The sequence below is a fragment of the Bacillus sp. GW823-FHT06B01 genome (assembly GCF_058952315.1).
On the sequence record NZ_JBXAHR010000011.1, the window covers coordinates 1 to 21,862 of the forward strand.

22 protein-coding genes and 2 tRNA genes are annotated in these 21,862 nt (G+C 37.2%); all 24 read right to left on the minus strand.

Annotated elements, in window-relative coordinates; genetic code table 11:
• Positions 1-376: 376 nt before the first annotated feature.
• A complete protein-coding gene (lysS, locus tag AC1Q8N_RS27730) occupies positions 377-1,876 on the minus strand; it encodes a lysine--tRNA ligase (RefSeq protein WP_000369672.1) in 1,500 nt (499 codons plus the stop codon).
• A gap of 159 nt (positions 1,877-2,035) precedes the next feature.
• A complete protein-coding gene (dusB, locus tag AC1Q8N_RS27735) occupies positions 2,036-3,034 on the minus strand; it encodes a tRNA dihydrouridine synthase DusB (protein ID WP_142330314.1) in 999 nt (332 codons plus the stop codon).
• Between the two features lie 23 nt (positions 3,035-3,057).
• Positions 3,058-3,261 carry a helix-turn-helix domain-containing protein gene (locus tag AC1Q8N_RS27740; RefSeq protein WP_000387029.1) on the minus strand — a complete coding sequence of 68 codons (204 nt, stop codon included), beginning with the start codon at positions 3,259-3,261 and terminating at the stop codon, positions 3,058-3,060.
• Positions 3,213-3,728 carry a 2-amino-4-hydroxy-6-hydroxymethyldihydropteridine diphosphokinase gene (gene folK, locus AC1Q8N_RS27745; RefSeq protein ID WP_001059453.1) on the minus strand — a complete coding sequence of 172 codons (516 nt, stop codon included), beginning with the start codon at positions 3,726-3,728 and terminating at the stop codon, positions 3,213-3,215. Before folK ends, AC1Q8N_RS27740 begins: the two co-directional genes overlap by 49 nt.
• Positions 3,725-4,087 (minus strand): dihydroneopterin aldolase, encoded by a 363-nt coding sequence (gene folB / locus AC1Q8N_RS27750; RefSeq protein WP_493521497.1) that lies wholly within the window; start codon positions 4,085-4,087, stop codon positions 3,725-3,727. The genes folK and folB overlap by 4 nt, the downstream gene beginning before the upstream one ends.
• Entirely contained in the window at positions 4,088-4,948 is an 861-nt protein-coding gene (gene folP / locus AC1Q8N_RS27755) for a dihydropteroate synthase (RefSeq protein WP_048542168.1), read from the minus strand.
• On the minus strand, positions 4,923-5,795 hold the full coding sequence (gene pabC, locus AC1Q8N_RS27760; RefSeq protein WP_098079893.1) for an aminodeoxychorismate lyase: 873 nt from the start codon (positions 5,793-5,795) through the stop codon (positions 4,923-4,925). Before pabC ends, folP begins: the two co-directional genes overlap by 26 nt.
• The gene (gene pabA, locus AC1Q8N_RS27765) at positions 5,789-6,376 is read right to left on the minus strand and encodes an aminodeoxychorismate/anthranilate synthase component II (protein ID WP_000602298.1); all 588 of its coding nucleotides are present in this window, start codon (positions 6,374-6,376) and stop codon (positions 5,789-5,791) included. The genes pabC and pabA overlap by 7 nt, the downstream gene beginning before the upstream one ends.
• Positions 6,377-6,381: 5 nt before the next feature.
• Entirely contained in the window at positions 6,382-7,779 is a 1,398-nt protein-coding gene (gene pabB / locus AC1Q8N_RS27770; RefSeq protein ID WP_098142387.1) for an aminodeoxychorismate synthase component I, read from the minus strand.
• Positions 7,780-7,998: 219 nt separating this feature from the next.
• Positions 7,999-8,922 carry a cysteine synthase A gene (gene cysK / locus AC1Q8N_RS27775; protein WP_048542170.1) on the minus strand — a complete coding sequence of 308 codons (924 nt, stop codon included), beginning with the start codon at positions 8,920-8,922 and terminating at the stop codon, positions 7,999-8,001.
• 113 nt (positions 8,923-9,035) lie between these two features.
• Entirely contained in the window at positions 9,036-9,911 is an 876-nt protein-coding gene (gene hslO, locus AC1Q8N_RS27780; protein ID WP_048542204.1) for a redox-regulated molecular chaperone HslO, read from the minus strand.
• Between the two features lie 6 nt (positions 9,912-9,917).
• Positions 9,918-10,706, minus strand: coding sequence for a type III pantothenate kinase (locus AC1Q8N_RS27785; protein ID WP_000578367.1), 789 nt, complete (start codon positions 10,704-10,706; stop codon positions 9,918-9,920).
• A gap of 224 nt (positions 10,707-10,930) precedes the next feature.
• A complete protein-coding gene (gene ftsH, locus AC1Q8N_RS27790) occupies positions 10,931-12,832 on the minus strand; it encodes an ATP-dependent zinc metalloprotease FtsH (protein ID WP_001079657.1) in 1,902 nt (633 codons plus the stop codon).
• Positions 12,833-12,917: 85 nt separating this feature from the next.
• Positions 12,918-13,460: a hypoxanthine phosphoribosyltransferase gene (gene hpt / locus AC1Q8N_RS27795; protein WP_000981845.1), complete on the minus strand. Its 543-nt coding sequence runs from the start codon at positions 13,458-13,460 to the stop codon at positions 12,918-12,920.
• A complete protein-coding gene (gene tilS / locus AC1Q8N_RS27800) occupies positions 13,457-14,887 on the minus strand; it encodes a tRNA lysidine(34) synthetase TilS (RefSeq protein WP_000655443.1) in 1,431 nt (476 codons plus the stop codon). Before tilS ends, hpt begins: the two co-directional genes overlap by 4 nt.
• A gap of 219 nt (positions 14,888-15,106) precedes the next feature.
• Positions 15,107-17,578 carry a stage II sporulation protein E gene (gene spoIIE, locus AC1Q8N_RS27805; RefSeq protein WP_001123543.1) on the minus strand — a complete coding sequence of 824 codons (2,472 nt, stop codon included), beginning with the start codon at positions 17,576-17,578 and terminating at the stop codon, positions 15,107-15,109.
• Positions 17,579-17,838: 260 nt separating this feature from the next.
• Positions 17,839-17,910 (minus strand) — tRNA-Glu (locus tag AC1Q8N_RS27810).
• Between the two features lie 13 nt (positions 17,911-17,923).
• A tRNA-Met gene (locus tag AC1Q8N_RS27815) sits at positions 17,924-17,997 on the minus strand.
• A 160-nt stretch (positions 17,998-18,157) separates the two neighbouring features.
• A complete protein-coding gene (locus AC1Q8N_RS27820; RefSeq protein ID WP_000021454.1) occupies positions 18,158-18,646 on the minus strand; it encodes a S1 domain-containing RNA-binding protein in 489 nt (162 codons plus the stop codon).
• Positions 18,647-18,733: 87 nt separating this feature from the next.
• Entirely contained in the window at positions 18,734-19,093 is a 360-nt protein-coding gene (gene divIC / locus AC1Q8N_RS27825; RefSeq protein WP_048542177.1) for a cell division protein DivIC, read from the minus strand.
• Positions 19,090-19,743, minus strand: coding sequence for a spore cortex biosynthesis protein YabQ (gene yabQ, locus AC1Q8N_RS27830; RefSeq protein WP_000059764.1), 654 nt, complete (start codon positions 19,741-19,743; stop codon positions 19,090-19,092). The genes divIC and yabQ overlap by 4 nt, the downstream gene beginning before the upstream one ends.
• Positions 19,740-20,048 (minus strand): sporulation protein YabP, encoded by a 309-nt coding sequence (gene yabP, locus AC1Q8N_RS27835; protein WP_048542180.1) that lies wholly within the window; start codon positions 20,046-20,048, stop codon positions 19,740-19,742. The genes yabQ and yabP overlap by 4 nt, the downstream gene beginning before the upstream one ends.
• A 58-nt stretch (positions 20,049-20,106) precedes the next feature.
• Positions 20,107-20,382, minus strand: coding sequence for an RNA-binding S4 domain-containing protein (locus tag AC1Q8N_RS27840; protein WP_001234876.1), 276 nt, complete (start codon positions 20,380-20,382; stop codon positions 20,107-20,109).
• A gap of 14 nt (positions 20,383-20,396) precedes the next feature.
• Positions 20,397-21,857 carry a bifunctional methyltransferase/pyrophosphohydrolase YabN gene (yabN, locus tag AC1Q8N_RS27845; protein ID WP_493521498.1) on the minus strand — a complete coding sequence of 487 codons (1,461 nt, stop codon included), beginning with the start codon at positions 21,855-21,857 and terminating at the stop codon, positions 20,397-20,399.
• Between the last annotated feature and the right edge of the window lie 5 nt (positions 21,858-21,862).

Sequence of the window (21,862 nt, forward strand, 5' to 3'; positions counted from 1 at the left end):
TAAAGTTAGTTTGTCTAGCATCTAAAAATAAAAATTGACGTTTCACGTTGTTTGTTTCGTTCAGTTTTCAAAGAACTCATCCGTCGCTCAGAAGCGACTTTATCAATATAACATTTCGTTATATTTTCGTCAACAACTTTTTTCAATAAGTTGTTTTTCGTTTGTTTTGCTTGTTACCTTTCGTGGCAACGAATATAAATATACCAGTTTGATTATTAAAATGCAATAGTTTTTCTAATAAAATTTTTAACTTAGTAAAAAAGTATAAAAACAGCACATTTCTTCTATATAAATATAATTTCTCGCACCATCAAGAGCTACTATCCCTGCGTAGCTCATACTCAAATAAAAAAAGCTTTGGAGAAATCTCCAAAGCTTAGTCTTGTTTATGACGCATAGCAGGGAATAATAATACATCACGAATAGATGGTGCATTCGTTAACAACATAACAAGACGATCAATACCAATTCCTAGCCCACCTGTAGGAGGCATACCGTACTCAAGAGCTTCAATATAATCATCATCCATCATGTGAGCTTCATCATTACCTTGTTCGCGCTCTTTTAATTGCGCTTCAAAGCGTTCTTTTTGATCAATCGGATCATTTAGCTCAGTGAATGCATTTGCATGTTCACGTGCAACGATAAATAATTCGAAACGATCTGTGAATCGTGGATCTTCGTCATTCTTTTTCGCAAGTGGCGAAATTTCTACCGGATGACCGTAAATAAATGTTGGTTGAATTAATTTATCTTCTACTTTTTGTTCGAAGAATTCGTTTATAATATGACCAACTTCCATCGTATCCTTAATACCTACATTATGTTCTTTTGCAAGTTCACGCGCTTCTTCTACACTCATTGGATTCCAGAAATCTGCTCCAGAATGTTCCTTGATTGCATCTACCATATGAAGACGTGTCCATTCTGGTTCTAGATTAATTTCATAATCACCATATTGGATTGTTGTTGTACCTAGTACTTGCTTCGCAATATGCGCAACCATATTTTCTGTTAGTTTCATAATATCTTTATAATCAGCATACGCTTCATATAATTCAATCATTGTAAACTCTGGATTATGACGAGTTGATACACCCTCATTACGGAATACACGACCGATTTCATAAACTTTTTCTAATCCACCCACAATAAGGCGTTTTAAATGAAGTTCAATTGCGATACGCATATATAATTCCATATCTAACGCATTATGGTGCGTAATGAAAGGACGCGCAGAAGCTCCACCTGCAATTGCATGCATCATAGGTGTTTCCACTTCAAGATAACCATTGTCATCTAAGTATCTTCTCATTTCACGAATGATTTTACTGCGAGTAACGAATGTTTCACGGCTTTCCATACTTGTGATTAAGTCTAAGTAACGTTGACGGTAGCGTTGTTCAACATCTTTTAATCCATGATATTTATCCGGTAACGGACGAAGAGATTTCGTTAATAGTGTAAAGCCCGTTGCCTTCACCGAAAGTTCTCCAACGTTCGTTTTGAACACTTTACCTTCAATACCTACTAAATCACCTAAATCTGCTGTTTTAAATAATTCGTACTCTTCATCTCCAACAGCATCTTTACGAACATAAATTTGAACTTGTCCATGTAAATCTTGAATATGTGCAAATCCAGCTTTTCCTTTACCGCGTTTTGTCATAATACGACCAGCGATAGAAACAGAGATTTCTTTCTCTTCTAATTCTTCTTTAGAGAACTCTCCATATAAGCTTAATAAGTCATTTGTTGCATTTGTACGTTCAAATCGTTTACCAAACGGATCGATTCCTTGCTCACGTAAGTTATGTAACTTTTCACGACGAACAAGCAATTGGTCGTTTAATTCTTCGTGGTTCATGTTATCCATGGTATTGATATCACTCCAGCTCTATTAATTTTTACAATATATACAGTATAGCATTTTCTACTCAACTAGAAAAACTGCCAGCAACTAGCTGGCAGTTCTTCTTTCTTTCACGTAATTATAGGAAGTGTATAGAAGAATGTCAATCTTCCCTATCTATTATTAACCAACGTGAATTGTTTGTTGTTTCGCTTCTACTTCTTCTACAAATGCACCTAATACATTCGCAAGGTCCTCACGCGTATTACAAGCATTGATACCATTACGTACAGTTGCATTACCACGAACACCCTTTAAATACCAGGCTGCATGCTTTCTCATCTCTCTTACAGCGACATTTTCGTTCTTTAAATCGATAAGACGATCTAGGTGCAACATACATACGTCAATTTTCTCACGCACTGTCGGTTCCGGCATTAATTCACCTGTTTCCAAATACTTTACCGTACGATAAATCATCCACGGGTCCCCAAGGGCAGCGCGACCAATCATAACACCGTCTACACCAATTTCATCAAGCATACGCTTTGCATCTTGTGGCGTTTCGACATCACCATTTCCGATAACCGGGATATTTACAGCTTGCTTTACTTTTTTAATAATATCCCAATCCGCTTTCCCTTCATACATTTGTACTCGTGTACGTCCATGAACCGCTACTGCTTGTCCGCCAGCACGCTCAACAGCTTTTGCATTCTCAATTGCAAAAATATGATCTGCATCCCAACCAATACGCATCTTAACTGTAACCGGCTTTTCAACAGCATCTACAACTGCCGCTACCATTTCATATATTTTATTTGGGTCTAAAAGCCACTTTGCTCCCGCGTCACACTTAATGATTTTCGGTACTGGGCAACCCATATTAATATCAATAATGTCTGCTGTCGTATATTTATCTACGTATTTCGCAGCATCTACAAGAGTTTCTTTCTCTCCACCAAAAATTTGTAAACTTAATGGCTTTTCTCTTTCATCAATATATAACATATCTAATGTTCTTTTGTTATTAAGTAATATCGCTTTATCACTTACCATTTCAGCACAAACTAAACCTGCACCAAATTCTTTTACTGTTAAACGGAATGCAGAGTTACACACTCCCGCCATCGGCGCTAATACAACCGGGTTTTTCATCTCAATATTTGCAATCTTTAACACTCGACTTACTCCTTCCTTCATAGTCACTTCGGCATTAATTCCTCCACTGAAACCTTTAATGCCTTAGCAACTTCCACTACAAAATCTTGGGAAGGCGATCGATTCCCTCTCTCAACTTCACCTAAAACAGATACAGATACCCCTAACTCTTTCGCAAAACCTTCTTGTGTATAACCTTTTAGCTTTCGAAAAGCACGAATGCGTCTTCCCCATTTTTCTGCTTCCATACCGTTACTCCCTCTCGCCTTTTCATTTCTTCTACTTGTGAACGTGAAATGTTTTGTTTTATATCTTGATTAATCTCTAACAACGGAACGATAACAAAAGCTCTTTCGAACATCCGCGGATGCGGAACAATAAGATTCTCTGCTTCAATATTTTCTTGATTATATAGTAAAATGTCAAGGTCGATGGTCCTCGGACCCCATCTAATTTCCCTTTTTCTTCCTAAATCATTCTCTACTCTTTGTGTAATTTTCAATAATTCTTGCGGTGATAAATTGGTAGAAATTTTTATAACTAAATTTAAAAAGCAACTTTGGTCAGTATAGCCAACTGGCTCTGTTTCATATACAGATGAAATATCGTTAACTTGGATATACGGGTTTTTGTTTAAAAACTGAATCGCTTCAGTTAAATACGTATAACGTTCTCCGATATTTGAACCTAATGCAATGTAAGCTATATTATTCATGGACGTTCTCTCGTAATTTCCACTGCTACAGCACGATAATGCCCAGGTATCGGCGGATCTGGTTTAATTACTTTAATTGTACAGCGGAAAATACTCTCATATTGTTTTAATATATCTGCAGCAATATTTTCAGCGATACTCTCTACAAGCTTATACGTTCTATCTTCAACAACTTTTCTACATAAATCGAAAAGCTCTCCATAATTGACAGAATGCTCTAAGTCATCACTTTCTCCTGCCTGTTTCAAATCCAACTCCACCGTTAAGTCCACTTTAAATCTCTGACCCAATTTATTTTCCTCTGGGAATACACCATGATAACCGTAAAACTCCATATCATGAACATAAATTTTATCCAATTACTTTACCCCCTTACCAATCATCGCATCCATCATCTTAGCCATACGTGCCATTTCCTTCACATCATGAACACGAACAAACTCACAACCCTTTTCAATGCCGAGACAAACGGTAGCTCCTGTTCCCTCAAGACGTTCCTCTACCGGTAAATCTAACACATGTCCAATAAAGGACTTTCTTGAAGTACCTAAGAGAACTGGATAACCCAGTACGTTTAACTGTTCTAAATTACGCATCGCTTCTAAATTTTGTTCAGGTGTTTTAGCAAAACCGATGCCTGGGTCTAAAATGATATTCTCATCTCGCACCCCAGCATCTTTAGCAATTTTGATGCTTTCATATAAATCAGCAATCATATCAGCCATTAAATTGCGGTAATTCATGTTATCGCGATTATGCATCAAGATAATAGGTACATCATAATGAGCTGCAACTTCAGCGATTTTTGGTTCCGCCTTTGCTCCCCAAACGTCATTAATAATATGAGCGCCAGCTTCGATTGCTTGTTTTGCAACTTCAGCTTTATACGTGTCGATAGAAATAGGCAACTCCACTTCTTTTGCAACCGCCTGAATCATCGGAACAACTCGCTTTATTTCTTCTTCCACCGATACTTTAGCAAAACCCGGGCGAGTAGATTCACCGCCGATATCAATAATATGAGCACCTTCATCTCGCATTTCTTTCGCATGGCGCACCGCAGCCTCTACCTCGTTGTAACTCCCACCATCAGAAAACGAATCTGGTGTTACATTTAAAATCCCCATAATTAAAGTTTTTTCATTTAAGTTCAATGTATATTCGCCGCAGCGCAAATCATAATCCCACTTCAAACTACACATCTCCTCTTCGCAATTCATTTCTGCTCCACAATTTCTCTCTCTGCATTTCATAAAGACTCATAAACCTTTTTGTAACCATACCTACTTTACCCGGGAAATCTCGTCCCTCTATATGATAAAGCGGGACAATTTCTTGAATCGAGTTTGTTACGAAGACTTCATCAGCTGAAAGTAATTCATCTTTTGTAAAGAAACCTTCCTTCACTTCGATGCCCAGCTCTTCAGCAACCTTTATAATAAACGCACGAGTGATACCATTTAAAATCCCTGTTTTTAGCGAAGGTGTATACAAAATATCACCTTTCACGAAAAAGAGATTCGAAACAATACCCTCTGCAACATAACCTGTTTCAGTAAGGAAAATACCTTCCTTATTCACAACATTTCCAATTTCACGTTTCCCTAAAATGTTATTTAAATAATGATGAGACTTTAAGCGAGACGCACCCTCTGGTGTATTTCGCACTTGTTTTAAAACAACCCCTTCTTTTTCCACTACATCTTCGGGGGCTGCTAAAGGTTTTATAAAAACAATAACAGACGGCTCTTCATACATTTCCGTTTGCAATCCAATTTCATCTATACCCGCTGATACATTAAAACGTACATATGCATGCTCTAATTCATTCTTAACGAGTAAATTCTGCAAAATAAGCAGTACTTCATCTTTCGTCATTGTCCATTTAATTTGCAATGCATCCAGTGCATCTATTAAACGGTCATAATGATCATCCAATAAGAAAGGATGACCATTATAAATACGAAATGTCTCAAAAACTCCAAGACCATATAAATAACCATGATCATAAGGAGAAATTCTCGCTTCACTTGCTTCTACATACTCACCATTTACGTAAATTAACACGATGTCACACTTGGGCTGTATTTACGAATGAAATTCTGCAACAACTCTTTCCCGTGGGAAGTCATAATTGATTCTGGATGGAACTGTACACCTTCAATCGGTAATGTTGTATGACGGAGCGCCATAATTTCCCCTTCTTCTGTCCAAGATGTTACCTCTAAGCAATCAGGTAACGTCTCTTTCTTAACGATAAGGGAATGATAACGTGTCGCAGTAAACGGATTAGGGATATCCGAAAAAATCGTCTTTCCGTCATGATGCATAAGCGACGTTTTCCCATGCATTAAGCGCTCCGCACGTATAACCTCTCCGCCAAACACTTGTGCAATGGATTGATGTCCAAGACAAACCCCAAAAATCGGAATCTTCCCAGCAAAGTATTGAATAACCTCCATACTAATACCTGCTTCATTAGGACTACACGGACCTGGCGAAATCATTAAAAAGTCTGGTTTCATATTCTCAATATCTGAAATAGTCACTTCATCGTTACGTTTAACAACAAGCTCTTGTCCAAGTTCTCCAAGAAACTGCACTAAATTAAATGTAAAAGAATCATAATTATCAATCATTAATATCATTTCTCTCACCTAACCGTTTCTTCGCTACGTTCTTTTGCACGCCATAAAGCAATCGCCTTTTTTAACGACTCTTTATATTCATTTTCCGGATTCGAATCAATTACAATTCCCGCTCCTGCTTGTACATGCGCTTTTCCATCTTTAGCAAGCAGTGTTCTAATTACAATATTCAATTCTGTATCTCCAGAATAACCGATCCACCCGATTGAACCTGTGTAAATCCCTCGACGAACAGGTTCTAATTCTTCAATAATTTCCATCGTACGTATTTTCGGAGCACCAGTAATTGTTCCCCCAGGGAATACAGCCTTCACTAAATCAAAAGCATCTTTATCTTCTTCCACCTCACCACGCACATTAGAAACAATATGCATAACATGTGAGTATTTCTCAATTACCATAAATTCATCTACTTCTACAGTGCCATATTTACAAACACGCCCTAAATCATTTCGTTCTAAATCCACAAGCATGACGTGCTCTGCTCTTTCTTTTTCATTCTCAATTAATTCTTTTGCTAATTCTTCATCCTCTTGCTCATTCGCCCCTCTAGATCTCGTTCCAGCAATCGGTCTTGTACTTACTTCGGTTCCCTCTTTCTTAATTAGCAACTCTGGCGATCCACTAACAATTTGAAAATCCCCGAGCTCCAAGTAACCCATATATGGAGATGGGTTAATCTCACGAAGACTTGTATAGATTTCTAGTGGGTGTGTTTGTAACGTTCTTTCTTGCCTTGTCGACAAGTTTACTTGGAACACATCACCAGCCCCAATATATTCTTGAATACATTCAACCGCCTTCATAAAACTTTCTTCTGTAAAAGCAACTGTTTCACTTTTCTCTTCAGGACATGCAAAAGGTATATTCACTTCTGGCGCTTCTGGCGCCCAAAGAATCTTCCATTCATTTAATCGCTCTTTTGCCTCCTCATGCTTATCTACATAATGTGTAATAATCCATAATACTTTTTCTTTTTGATCATAAACAAACACATCATCAAATAATAAAAAGAATATATCAGGTATATTAATGTCATCCTCCGCATGGGAAGGGAGTTTTTCAATATAACGGATGCAATCATAACTAAAGTAACCAATTGCACCACCTTGAAATGGAGGGTATTCCGGATTATAGTCCGTTTTCCATCGCTCCATATATTCCTGCATTAAATCTAATGGGTTTCCTTGTTTTATTGTTTCCTTACCACTTTCGCTTATATGTAACGTTTCACCCTTCCCTCGGATTACCGCTACTGGGTTCAACCCCACAATGTTATAACGACCGCCACGTCCACTCTCTAACAAAATATGTTGCGGTTTATCCTTAGAAAGAAATTTATACTGCTTAAAGAAATCTAACTGATATGGAATAGAAAGCGCTAAAGATTTTCTTCGTTGCATATCAACACCCCGTCTTCTTTTATCCCACCCTCTTAGATTAACCACCTCAAACTATATTCGTTATATATATAAAGTGGTTATACTCGAAGGCTAGTGAAAATAAATTAATTATACTACCTCTTATTTTACATGAAGTTTTCTAGTCATTCACTCTTTTCCTATTTCCAATCCAAAAAGAAAAAGCATCCTTTTCAAGGATGCTTTTTCAATCACATATAATTAAGACTCAAATTGATAAAGCGGTGTACTTAAATAACGTTCACCGTTACTTGGGATAATAACAAGTACTTTTTTCCCTTTACCTAACTTTTTCGCAACTTCTGTCGCTGCATAAATAACTGCTCCAGAAGAGATACCCACTAAAATACCTTCCTCTTTAGCCACTCTTCTTGCATATTCAAATGCTTGCTCTGCTTTTACTTGAATAATTTCATCATATACCTCTACATCCAATGTCTCTGGGATGAATCCCGCGCCGATTCCTTGGATTTTATGTGGACCCGGTTTCCCACCAGATAGTACTGGTGAATCCGCAGGTTCTACTGCATAAATTTTAATATCTTTATACGCTTCCTTCAGCACTTCACCAGCACCAGTAATCGTTCCACCTGTACCAATACCTGCAATAAACGCATCTAATTGGTCACCCATTTGTTCAACAATTTCTGGCCCTGTTGTTAAACGATGAATTTCTGGATTCGATTGGTTTTTGAACTGTTGTGGTATAAAGTAGCCATGCTCTTTTGCTAATTCAGTCGCTTGACGAATCGCTCCACCCATTCCTTCAGGCCCTGGAGTCAATACTAATTCCGCACCGTAAGCACGTAATAAATTACGACGCTCAATACTCATTGTTTCTGGCATTACTAAAATTGCCTTATATCCTTTAGCGGCCGCTACCATCGCTAAACCAATTCCTGTGTTACCACTTGTTGGCTCAATGATTGTATCGCCTTCTTTTAATAATCCTTTTTTTTCAGCATCTTCAATCATAGCTAATGCAATACGATCTTTAACACTGCTCCCTGGATTCATAAATTCTAATTTTAAGTATATATCTGCGCTGTTTGATTCTACGATGCGGTTCAACTTAACGATCGGCGTTTTCCCGATTAATTCTGAAACTGATTGTGCCACTCGCATTCCTGTCACTCCTAACACCGAGTATTTTTATTGGTTTTATCTATATTTAGATTTTGTCAGAAAATTCCCTGTTTGTCAATCTATTTAGAGGGTGGATTCCCTCACTTCCCTTATTACAAACTCTCAATTAAATTTGTAATATCTTCTTTAGAGAACTTGTATCGCTCATTACAGAAATGACAATGAACTTCTGTCTCTTCTTCTTCTTCGCGAATTTGCTCTAACTCTGTTTTACCTAAACTAATTAACACACTCTCAATACGTTCGCGTGAGCATGTGCAATTAAATTGAACATCCATCGTTTCTAATACTTTCACTTTATCTTCTCCAAGAACTGCATACAGTAACTCTTCTGGAGAAAGCCCTTGTTCAATTAACGTTGATACAGGAGGAATCTTCTGCAAACGATCTTCAATGAATGCAATTGTTTCTTCCTGTGCACCTGGCATAATTTGAAGGATAAATCCACCCGCCGCTAATACGCTGTCATCTCCATTTACAAGAACGCCAACTCCTACAGAAGAAGGTGTTTGCTCAGAAACTGCAAAATAATACGTGAAGTCTTCCCCTAATTCTCCTGAAACAATTGGAGATTGACCAATAAACGGCTCACGCATGCCAATATCTTTAATTACTGTTACAAATCCCTCAGTACCTACCGCTTGATATACACGTAATTTCCCTTGTTCCGTTCCTTCAAAATCAACATGTGGATTCGTTACATAACCACGTACATCCCCATTTGCATGAGCATCTACTAAGATAGGACCAATCGGACCATTACCTTCTACCTTAATCGTTAACTTTTGGTCACCTTTTAACATCGCGCCCATCATTGTACCTGCAGTTAAAGAACGACCAAGTGCTGCCGAAGCTGTTCTCCATGTATCATGACGTCTTTGTGCCTCACTTACTGTGTTTGTAGTACGCACACTATACGCACGCACTTCTCCATCAAATGCTAACGCTTTTACTAAATAATCTTTCATACTCATTTATTCACCTTTCTCATGCTGTAAATTTGCATTACGCTCGTATAACATATACAAACCTTTTAATGTTAAAAATGGATCTACAACGTCAATTACATTCGATTCTTCTGAAATTAATTTCGCCAATCCACCTGTTGCAATAACTTTCGGTTCTTGTTTAGCTTCCTCTTTCATACGCTTAACAATACCTTCCACTTGTCCAACATAACCATAAAGAATACCAGATTGCATTGCACTTACCGTATTCTTTCCAACAACACTGCTTGGTTTTGTAATTTCAATACGAGGAAGTTTTGCTGCTCTACTATATAAAGCCTCTGCTGAAATCATAATTCCTGGCGTAATAACTCCACCCATATAATGCTTTTCTTCGTTAATATAACAATATGTAGTAGCCGTACCGAAATCGACAATAATAAGCGGACTTCCATACAAGTGGATTCCTGCTACCGCATTTACAATTCGGTCCGCGCCTACTTCACGTGGATTTTCATATTTAATATTTAGCCCCGTTTTTATTCCAGGACCTACTACAAGCGGTTTAATTTTAAAATACTTTTCACACATGCGCTCTAATGCAAACATAATTGGTGGTACGACTGAAGACACGATAATACCTTTCACATCTTCAAACGAAAGACCTTCATGCTCAAGCAACTGCTTTACAAGCATTCCATATTCATCTTCTGTCTTATGACGATCTGTTTCCATGCGCCAATGTTGACGAAGTTCCCCCTCTTCAAACACGCCTAGCACAGCATTTGTGTTCCCTACATCCAATACAAAAATCATATTCTCACCACTTATCTTATTTAATCTATATTTGTGCAGTATGTATAAAACTTATAAAAACATCATATCACACATACTTATATAATCAGCTTTTCTATCCTCATCATTTTACAAAAAGATTACGCTCTATTTCAATTTTTAATACCAGATTTACTTAAATTTTTTTCTACTTCATTTCGTTCCACAAATAAAAAAAGGAGTGACTATCGTCACTCCTTCATCTCTTACTTATCTTCTGATTCTTCATCGTCCTTCTTCATATTGATGTTTACTTTCACATCATCTGAAGATGTTGGACGCTCTGGCAATCTGCCGTAATCATATAAATGATTGATTTGCTCTGCATCTAACGTTTCTACTTCAAGTAACGTTTTCGCAATAATATCTAGCTTATCACGTTTTTCAGTAAGAATTTGTTTCGCGCGAGCATAACATTCTTTTATAATAGTTTGCATTTCCACATCGATTTCATGTGCAATTGCATCACTGTAGTTTTGTTCTGAATGGAAGTCTCTTCCTAAGAACACTTGACCACCTTGTGAGCTACCGAATTGCATCGGTCCAAGCTTATCACTCATACCGAATTCCGTAACCATACGTCTTGCAATACCAGTCGCACGTTGGAAGTCGTTGTGAGCACCTGTACTTGCTTCACCAAACACAATCTCTTCAGCTACTCGACCACCAAGTAAACCAGTGATTTTATCAAGTAACTCTGGTTTTGTCATGAAGTAACGATCTTCTTTCGGAAGCATTACTGCATATCCACCAGCTTGACCACGAGGGACAATTGTTACTTTATGAACGATATCTGCTTCATCAAGGACAACACCAATTACAGTATGGCCAGCTTCATGGAATGCAACGATATTACGTTCTTTTTCAGAGATAACACGACTTTTCTTAGCTGGACCTGCAATAACACGATCCGTTGCTTCATCAATGTCACTCATATCAATTTTCTTCTTATCTTGACGCGCAGCCACTAAAGCAGCTTCGTTTAATAAGTTTTCAAGATCCGCACCAGAGAACCCTGGTGTACGAGTTGCAATTGCTCTTAAGTTGATATGATCATCAAGCGGTTTATTACGAGCATGTACTTTCAGCACAGCTTCACGGCCATTTACATCTGGACGATCTACTGTAATTTGACGGTCAAAACGACCTGGACGTAATAACGCTGGATCAAGAATATCAGGACGGTTTGTTGCAGCGATGATAATAATACCTTCATTTGCACCGAATCCATCCATTTCAACAAGTAATTGGTTCAACGTTTGCTCACGCTCATCATGGCCACCACCAAGACCTGCGCCACGTTGACGTCCTACCGCATCAATTTCATCAATGAAAATGATACAAGGAGCATTTTTCTTTGCATTTTCGAATAAATCACGTACACGTGATGCACCGACACCGACAAACATCTCTACGAAATCAGAACCACTGATAGAGAAGAATGGAACGCCTGCCTCACCTGCAACAGCACGTGCTAGTAAAGTTTTACCTGTACCTGGAGGTCCTACTAATAGAACACCCTTCGGAATACGGGCACCAACTTCAGCGAACTTACGAGGATCTTTCAAGAATTCAACTACCTCAACAAGCTCTTGTTTCTCTTCATCCGCTCCAGCAACATCTCTGAAACGAACTTTTTTCTTTTCGTCATTATATAACTTCGCCTTACTTTTCCCGAAGTTCATAACACGGCTACCGCCGCCCTGAGCCTGGTTTAATAAGAAGAAGAATAAAATGAAGATAATGACGAACGGAATGATAGAAGTAAAGAACGTTACCCAAGCACTTGTTTCTTCTGCCGGTTGATACTTAACTTCAGCACCTTGCGCTTTGTCATTAATTTTCTTTTGTAATTCCTCAGTATTTGGTGCATAAGTAACAAATTGTTCTCCTTGGCTAGAGTTGTTAAATTGTCCTTTTACCTCAAACACACCATTTTTCGGTTGAAGTTGCACATTACGCACTTCACCCTTTTCTAGTTTAGTAATGAATTTATCGTAGCTAACTGATGTCGTTTTTTGTGTCGAACCATTAAAATAGCTCACGATTCCAATTACTACTAGGAATATCAGTAAATAAAAGATGGTATTACGGAAGATACGATTCATTCCTAACCTCCTCTCACGGCATAAACACTATAGTAAATCGTAACATAGAAAAACTTTCCTATACAATTGTGACGCCTGTATTTAATTAATTTGAGTAAACACTTGGTTTTAATACTCCTACATAAGGAAGATTACGGTACTGCTCTTTATAATCTAATCCATACCCTACAACAAATTCATGTGGAACAGTAAACCCAACATAATCCGCTTTCAAATCTACCTTACGGCCTGTCGGCTTATCTAATAACGTAACAATTTTTACAGACTTCGCTTTACGATATTTGAATAGGTCTACTAAGTAACTTAGCGTAAGACCGCTATCAATAATATCTTCAACGATTAAAATATCGCGACCCTCTACAGAAGTATCAAGGTCTTTTAAAATTTTCACTTCGCCTGTTGAAACAGTAGAGTGACCGTAACTAGATACAGCCATAAAATCCATTTCAAGATATGTATCTGTTCTCTTTAATAAATCTGCCATGAATGGCATTGCGCCCTTTAATACACCAATCGCAAGAGGTATTGTGTTTTTATAATCCTCTGCAATAACCGCACCTAATTCGCGCACCTTTTCTTGTATTTGTTCTTCAGAAATTAATACTTTTTCGATATCTTGATTCATCATTTCATTATCCTCCCGGAAGACTCCTTGCTTTTGTAGTGAATAATCATATATTTATCCTTCTTTGCCGCCTCTTTCGAGATAGCAAATGCAGATCGCTTCAACAAGGGTACCCAAATAATATTCCCACTTGCATCACAAACGACCGGCCATTCTTCTCTTTTTTCTCTTGGTACTTTTGCTTCGATAAAAATAGTTTTTATCTTTTTTGTGCCATTCATACCTTGTATTGACATGCGATCTCCATTTTCTCTAGAACGAATACGAAGTGGATATGATATATCATTATACTTAGCAACAAATACTGTTTCATTCATGTTACTTGGTATGTCTTCGCTCACCTCTGTTACAAGCTTATCCCCGTTTGATAGCGTAATTGTCCCGGGCACTGATAAATCTTGTAAAAAAGGAGAAACAATTTCTTGTTTAAATCCAAAGCTGCACTCCTCGTATGCGCGAACAATTTTTAAATCACCTGGGAAATCAAGTGAACCCGAAGGTTGTGTCCGCTTAAAAAACTCGATCACTTTGTCAATATGTATAGAAGAAAGAGAAGATGGAATCTTATATTCATAAAGATAGTTTAATATTAGTTGAATCCCTCTTCTTTGTAAAGGCATAGACATGGATTCAAAGGCAGGAATTGATAAGCTAATTTGTTTATCACTTTTTTTTGTAATTACTTTATTCATTTTCTCAAAAGCTAATTCCTGCAAATACGCCTCATCCTCTTGCATCTGCATGCTAAATTTTTGGAATTTCTCATGCACTTGTGAATTTTCTTCTTTCAAATGAGGAAGAACATATTTACGTAATCGATTCCTTGTATATACTTCCTTTTTATTACTTGGATCTATACGGGGAATTATTTTTAGCTTATTACAGTAATCAACAATCTCTTCCTTCGTTACTCCAAGTAACGGCCTAATTAAATATCCATTATGAAAAGGACGCTTCACTGCAATTCCTGCATATCCTTTCGGAGTACTCCCTCGTACAAGGCGCATTAAAATCGTCTCTACTTGATCATCACCATGATGCCCAAGAGCTACATATCTCGCATCATATTTCTTCATTATTCTTTCCAAAAATGCATATCTGCATTCTCTAGCAGCAACCTGTGCATTCATTCCGTGTTGCTGTTGATATTGCGACACATTAATCCTTATCGTTTCGCAAATAACTCCCAGCCCTTTACAAAGGTCCTGCACAAACTGTAGGTCCTCATGAGATTCATCACCTCTAAACATATGGTCCACATGTGCCACTACAATTTCGAACTGTTTTGCTGCTCTTTTTTCTAACAAATAATATAGAAGAGCCAAAGAGTCAGGACCACCAGAAACCCCTACAACAATTGTTGAACGTTCCTTTAATACATCATGCTGCTTTACAAAGTCATCTACCTTTTCAACAAATGTATCTTTCAACTTCGTAATCACCTTTCATTAAACAAGAACAGCAACGTTAGTTACCTTGTTTATAATGGTACAACTTTTACAAACATTGTGCAAAAAAAAGATATACAAAAATTACATTTTTATCTTACATCATCCGTACATATTCACAAAAGTAATAACATTATCTTTTAAAGTAAAAAAACCTAGGCATCCACCTAGGTTTTTAGAAAGAAACATCACACTTAAAATTTATTGTGCCTGCATTCCTACAATTGGAATCGTAGCCCACTTCGGCATATTTTTCTTCACTTTCGCCACAACGATAGTCATATCATCATTTATATAACCATCACAAGAGCGAATCACCTCTTCCATAATGATATCAGCAATTTCTTGCGGATCTTCGGTTTGTAATTCTTTAATTTTTCGTTTCATCCATAGTTCATGATTTTCTACATGTTGCGCTCCCTCGAAAATCCCATCGCTCATCATAATAAGGATATCGCCCGTTTTTAATTGTTCACCTACTACATCAACTTCAACATCCTCAATAATGCCCATCGGCAAATTACTTGCCTCAATTTTCAAAATATTATTCGCGCGTTTCACAAAACTCGGCGTCGATCCAATCTTTAAAAATTTCGCACTCGCATCCCGCAAATCCACCATAGCTAAATCTAACGTCGTAAACATCTCTTCTGTTGTTCTTAAAGAAAGAATAGAATTGATAGATTTAATCGCTATTTCCTCATCAATGCCTGATTGAAGTATTTTTTGTAATAATTTTACCGTTTCTTTACTCTCCATATGAGCTCTTTGCCCATTTCCCATACCATCACTGATTGCAAGTGCATATTTACCAACACTTAAATCCATCATCGCATAAGAGTCACCAGAAACAAACCCACCGCCTTTTGCAGCTGTGGCCAACCCAGTATCAAGAGAATACGTTTTTGCCGAACCAAATGATATTAAGCTGTGGCCGTTCGGATAAGAAGATTTTTCTTCATGTTTAACAACAATATTTTCCTTTAGAATGTCAGAAAGCATCGGCGCAACTAACTTTTCACATTCTCCATGTTCATTAGATGCAACTGGAATCAACATTTCAATATCAATACTTCCTCTATCTAAACAATATATATCAACATGCTCTACTTCTACGCCAAAATCACGAAACGCTTGCATAATCTGTTCTTCCTGCACTTGATGATTTTCTCGTTCTCTTTGGATCTCCTTAGCAAAATCCTCCATAACTTTTGATACACCTAATAGTTGCTCCGCTACTATTCTACGGTTTTCTTTCATTTGTTTTCGTAATTTTTGTCCTTCATAGAAGTGATCTAATTCACCCGCTACTAAATCCGTCACTTTCTTCCCTCTCACACAATGCTTGTCCCATTCACGAACTAACTTCCGATTATGCTGCAACGTCCCCTCTTCCGTTTCACTCATTATTTGTTTCATATAATCGTACGTTTTGTCGAAATTAACTACCCAGCATTGGTCCTTTTTAAAGCATGTTTGACATGTTTTTGCAGTAATTGTACTTAAGAACAAATCCGCTTCTGTCTCTTTATCTTCCTCCTCCACGTATCCATATACAGAAAAGCTATTAGATAAAGCAGCAAATACATTGGCAAATTGATTAATTTTATTCGCTGTAACATCACGCATCCTTCTTAAATACTGTTGTTGATCTTGCGAATGTTCCTGTGTGCCTGGCATGAATTTAGCAATACGATCCATAACAAGTTTCGGTGTTAATAAGAAGAACATAATCGCCACACCAGATTCAATTAAAGTTGTCACAATGTTTGTTTGCTTGTCTACATATAGCGTAATCAAGCTCGTCCCAATTAATAAACCTAAACTAACACCTAAACGCTTCCCTTCTTTTAACAAACCACCAAGCAACCCAGAAAAAGCAAGTAGACTAAGTTGAGACAAACTGGAGACATTGGCTAAACTTAATATTAATCCAGTGACGACCCCCACCGTAGATCCTGTAGCAGCCCCCGCAATAAATGCAAACACGAGCACTAAATACCTAGTAAAAATATGTTGAATAGAAGCGTCATATACAAACCAATCTGTTGTACCTGTTAAAACAGATGCTAGTAATATAATTAAACAAACAATTTCTTCTGTCTCTAGCGCTTGTTGTTTACCTTTTCGTTCTACTAAAAGCGGAACACTTTGTAAAAATATCATAGTTAATACGAAGCTAAGCCCTGCCTCAATCGTACTAACGAGTAGATCGTACATGGTGACAGTTTGTTGCGCGAAATATACGACAACTAAATGTGCGGTTAATGCGGAGATAAATACTTGGAATGGAACAAGTCCAACAGTTTTACGTGTAAACCGACTAAAGAAGATATTATAAATGAAGAAAGTAAAAATAGATGCAAAGGTAAAGAATAAATTATCTATCGAAACTGAAAGTGCGCCCCCCATAAGAGCCAAGAACGCGAGCGGCATTTTATCCCGCTTCATAACATAAACAGCAGCAAAAAACGGCAGTGCAAACGGCAAAATGTTTGTTAATATATATGCTCGTCCCAAAAGAAAACCAATAACAACAATAATAAATCCCCATCTAAAGAAAACCTGTTCAAACTTCATTCGCAACTTACTCGTCCACTTTACTGCTCCAAGCTGACTCTCATTCATTGCCAATGCACTTGTATTCATAGTATTCCTTCCTGCTTTAGGCATATTTTTAACACCACCTGCATAGTTTAATTACTGTCATTATAAAAGATGATTATTGGGATTTTTGTCAAAACAACAGTTTTCACTTTTATAATCGTTCGACTTTTTATTCGAAATAACTCTACATATATACACGTTATGTAATTTATTCTCACCATTTTAATTGAACATTCAGAAAATATAGGGTGATTTTGTAGAAGTGTTGTATGTCTTAATTTATTTAACAAAAAAAGATCATGCAAATTTGCATGATCTTTTTAGGATGACCCGTACGGGATTCGAACCCGTGTTACCGCCGTGAAAGGGCGGTGTCTTAACCACTTGACCAACGGGCCGTTAAATTAAATATAGCGGCGGAGGGGATCGAACCCCCGACCTCACGGGTATGAACCGTACGCTCTAGCCAGCTGAGCTACACCGCCATGTCGTCTTATTTAACGGACAATTAGTATCTTACCTCAGATATATTTTAAAGTCAACACATCTTGAAAACTTTTTTTAAAATATATTTTCACATATAAAAAAGCACCCCGAGCAATCGCCCTGGGTACCTCTCTATATGCTAAGAATTAAACGTTCTTATTATCCGCGACGTGCGCCACGGCCACCACGTTTAGATTCTGTGTTACGCTTTAAAGAAGTTAAACGATCTTCACTGTCCTTTAAGAAACGTGCCATCTTTTGCTCGAATGTTTCTTTTGGAGCTCGTTCGTTACCGCCGCCACGGTTATCTCTGTTGAAAGAACGATTACGTTGTGGACGTCCAGAACGTTGTTGATCGCCACCGCCACCGCGTTGGTATTCACCACGTGGACGATCTCCTTCTGTTTTTTCACGCTCTTTCGCTTTTTTAATAGATAGACCGATCTTACCATCTTTTTCAACGTTAATAACTTTTACTTCTACTTGGTCGCCCACTTTTAAGTGATCGTTAATATCTTTCACATAATTATCAGCAACTTCACTAATATGAACAAGACCCGTTAAGCCTTCTGGCAGCTCCACAAAAGCCCCAAAATTTGTAATACCTGTTACTTTACCCTGTAACTTGCTGCCTACCTCGATTGACATAAAAAAAATGCTCCTCCTTAGTGGTTAAAAAGTCAAATTTTACTTTATTATATATAATCCTAAAATATAGTGTCAATAAGACATACTCTACTTAGAAACAGGAAAAATTATCTCCCCTTTTCCAGAGAAGAAATAATCCCTTCTAGCAATCTTTAATACGTACTCTTCATCATTTAACTTTTGAACTTCGTCTTTTAGACTCTTTTCTTTATTCGTTAATGAATCCAGTTCTTTTTTCATGTCCTTAACTTTTGCTTCTTTTGCTCTAATGGAACTGTTTTGTTGATAAAACGTTACACCAATACTCGCAATAATTGTAAAAGCAAAGACAAGAAAAACCGCTAAACGGCGATAAAGTCGCTTCCTGTTCTCATCCGTTTGTATTATATGCTCTTTAACAGGATTTGGACTCTGTTTTTCGATTGTTCTTTGTCTCAGTTCCCTCATTTCCGAGGTCCCCCTAACTTCTTTTTTATACGCCCCCATAATTGGAAGATGTGTCCCTTCAATTTTGCTATATATTGCAGGAACCCTACATGTTTCATTATAAAAAGTTTAACACGATTAGGGAGAAGTTTCCATATGAGCGAAGCAATAAATCGAACAGGCCAGAAAAAAACTTTCCATATGAAAAGTAATATCCAAATCACCATTTTCCATAACACATGTCCAATTGAAAGCAGTATACGAAATAAGAATAATATAAATGCAATAAATAGCTGCGCTATAATAATAACAGGTTTTATCATGAGTAGCTTTATAATTTGAACAAAAAAGTGTGTTGTTTGCATAAAAATATAGATGAGAAAATTTAACAGTCTCATGTATATTGCTTTCAATAAGCTTTGATATGCCGCAAAACCACATAATAATGCCAAAAATACATATATACGTAGTTCAGCTTCATTTACAAGAAGCAGTACATAAAAAACGAATAATGCTTGGACAATCCAAAATAGTATATCATGTATAAATACAAGCCAACGTTTACGTTCTTGCCGCTTTAAAAATCGTTGGTATGTATCTAAAGACGCTCCAATCCAAGCACCCATTCCGATCATTGAGAGCATCGTATACAACTGAATTGTTAGACTCATTTAAACAACTTACTAAAGAATCCTTTAGTTTTCTCCCCTTGATTCTCATCAATATACAGCATCTCATGAACTTTCCCTTTAATCGATACAACACCTTTTTCTACATCTAAATTTTTCATTTGCAAATTTTGACCACGAATTGTTAAAAAACCCATTACGGTCTCAAGTAAAAACTCCTCGCTATCAAAACTCTCTACCTGCTTTACACCGGTAATATCAATTACACGCCTGCCACGCATAATAATATCATGCTCTACCGAAATATTTTGTTGATTAGAAGACATAGGTGAGTAACCATTATCCACGTAAATCCCCCCATAGATTTATACTAGCTAATAGTAATGTATGAAGGGATAATTGATTTTAGAACAAGCCTTCTTCAGCCTTTACTTTTTCTTCGCGAACTAAACTATACATATTTGCTGCATCTTCTTTTTTAGTCGTTTCTTTCAATTCGTTTATTTTTACAGTTACTATTTTTTGACCAAAACGAATTGTTAATTCATCAGCTACTTTTACATCTGAACTCGCTTTTGCCACTTGACCATTAATTGATATTCTTCCTTGATCAGCTACTTCTTTCGCTAATGTTCTTCTTTTAATTAAACGTGATACTTTTAAAAACTTATCTAGACGCATATCAAATCCCCCTATTAACGCTCTGTTTGTTTTGCCTCTTCCCATAAAACGTCTAACTGCTCTAATGATAAATCTTGCATCTCTTTATTCATTTCAGCTACCTTTGCTTCCATGTATAAGAAACGACCGACAAATTTCTCATTCGTTGAACGTAACGCCTCTTCGGGATCTATTTTATAATGACGAGCTATATTCACAAACGCAAATAGTAAATCGCCAAATTCACCTAACATTTTCGCCTCATCCATATTTGTAACTTCTTGTTGGAACTCTTGCCATTCTTCTAAGGCTTTCTCTATCATCGGTTGTACATCAACCCAATCGAAACCAACTTTGCCAGCTTTTTTCTGGATTTCATAGGCGCGTAGTAACTGTGGCAAACTTTTTGGAACCCCATTTAAAACAGATTCTTTCACGAATCCTTTTTCTTGTTTTTTAATTTCTTCCCAATTGGCAATTACTTCATCGGCATTATTTACATCCGTATTCCCAAATACATGCGGGTGGCGGCGAACCATTTTCTCAGATAAAGTTCGAATAATATCATCTATAGAGAACCAACCTTCATCCTCCCCGATTTGAGCATGCAACATAACTTGTAATAATATATCACCCAGTTCTTCTACTAAGTGATCATCATCCTCTTCATCAATTGCTTCCAACACTTCATAAGCTTCCTCAATTAAATACTTCTTTAAAGATTGATGTGTTTGCTTTTTATCCCACGGACAACCATCCGGTCCACGAAGGTCTGCAATAATTTCTCTAAGCACATCAAACTGTTGATACAAGGACGCACGTTCTTTAACTGGTGGTACATATACACTCGTTAAATTATTCAACTCTGTTTCATGATCTAACATGTACAACGGCACCTTTTTAACTTGTTCAAATGAAGTCCCTGCAGCTGTTACGATATACACTTCATAATCATCTGATAGCATCTCCATTAATGTTAATTTCACATCAGATGCAACGAATGCGTCATATACTTGGCAAAAGATTAAATGTTGACGTAATTCTAATTGTCCTCTTTCAAATGATGTGGCGTCAATTAATTGGAATCCTTCAATCGGATCAATCTTTAGACTCGCAAACATAGGATCAAGGAAACTTTGTCCACCTTCAATGCGCACTTCAACATTCGCTACTTCACCTTTTTCCAACAGTAGCTGAACCGTTCTTTCCGCTACAAGCGGATGCCCTGGCACGGCATAGATGATTTCTGTGCCTTCAGCTTGTTCTAACAATGTATTTGCGATTGTTTCATATACAATTTCAAATGTATCATACGCTTCATATACACTGTCAAAGGCTGTATATTGTATACCTTCTTTCTCCAACTCTTCTATAACGGGATGTTCCTTCGTTCTAACAAACATGTGATCTGCTTCTTTTATTTTTCGATATACACCCATCGTTAACTGATCTAACTCACCAGCACCTAATCCTAAAATAGTAATGATTCCACTCACAACCT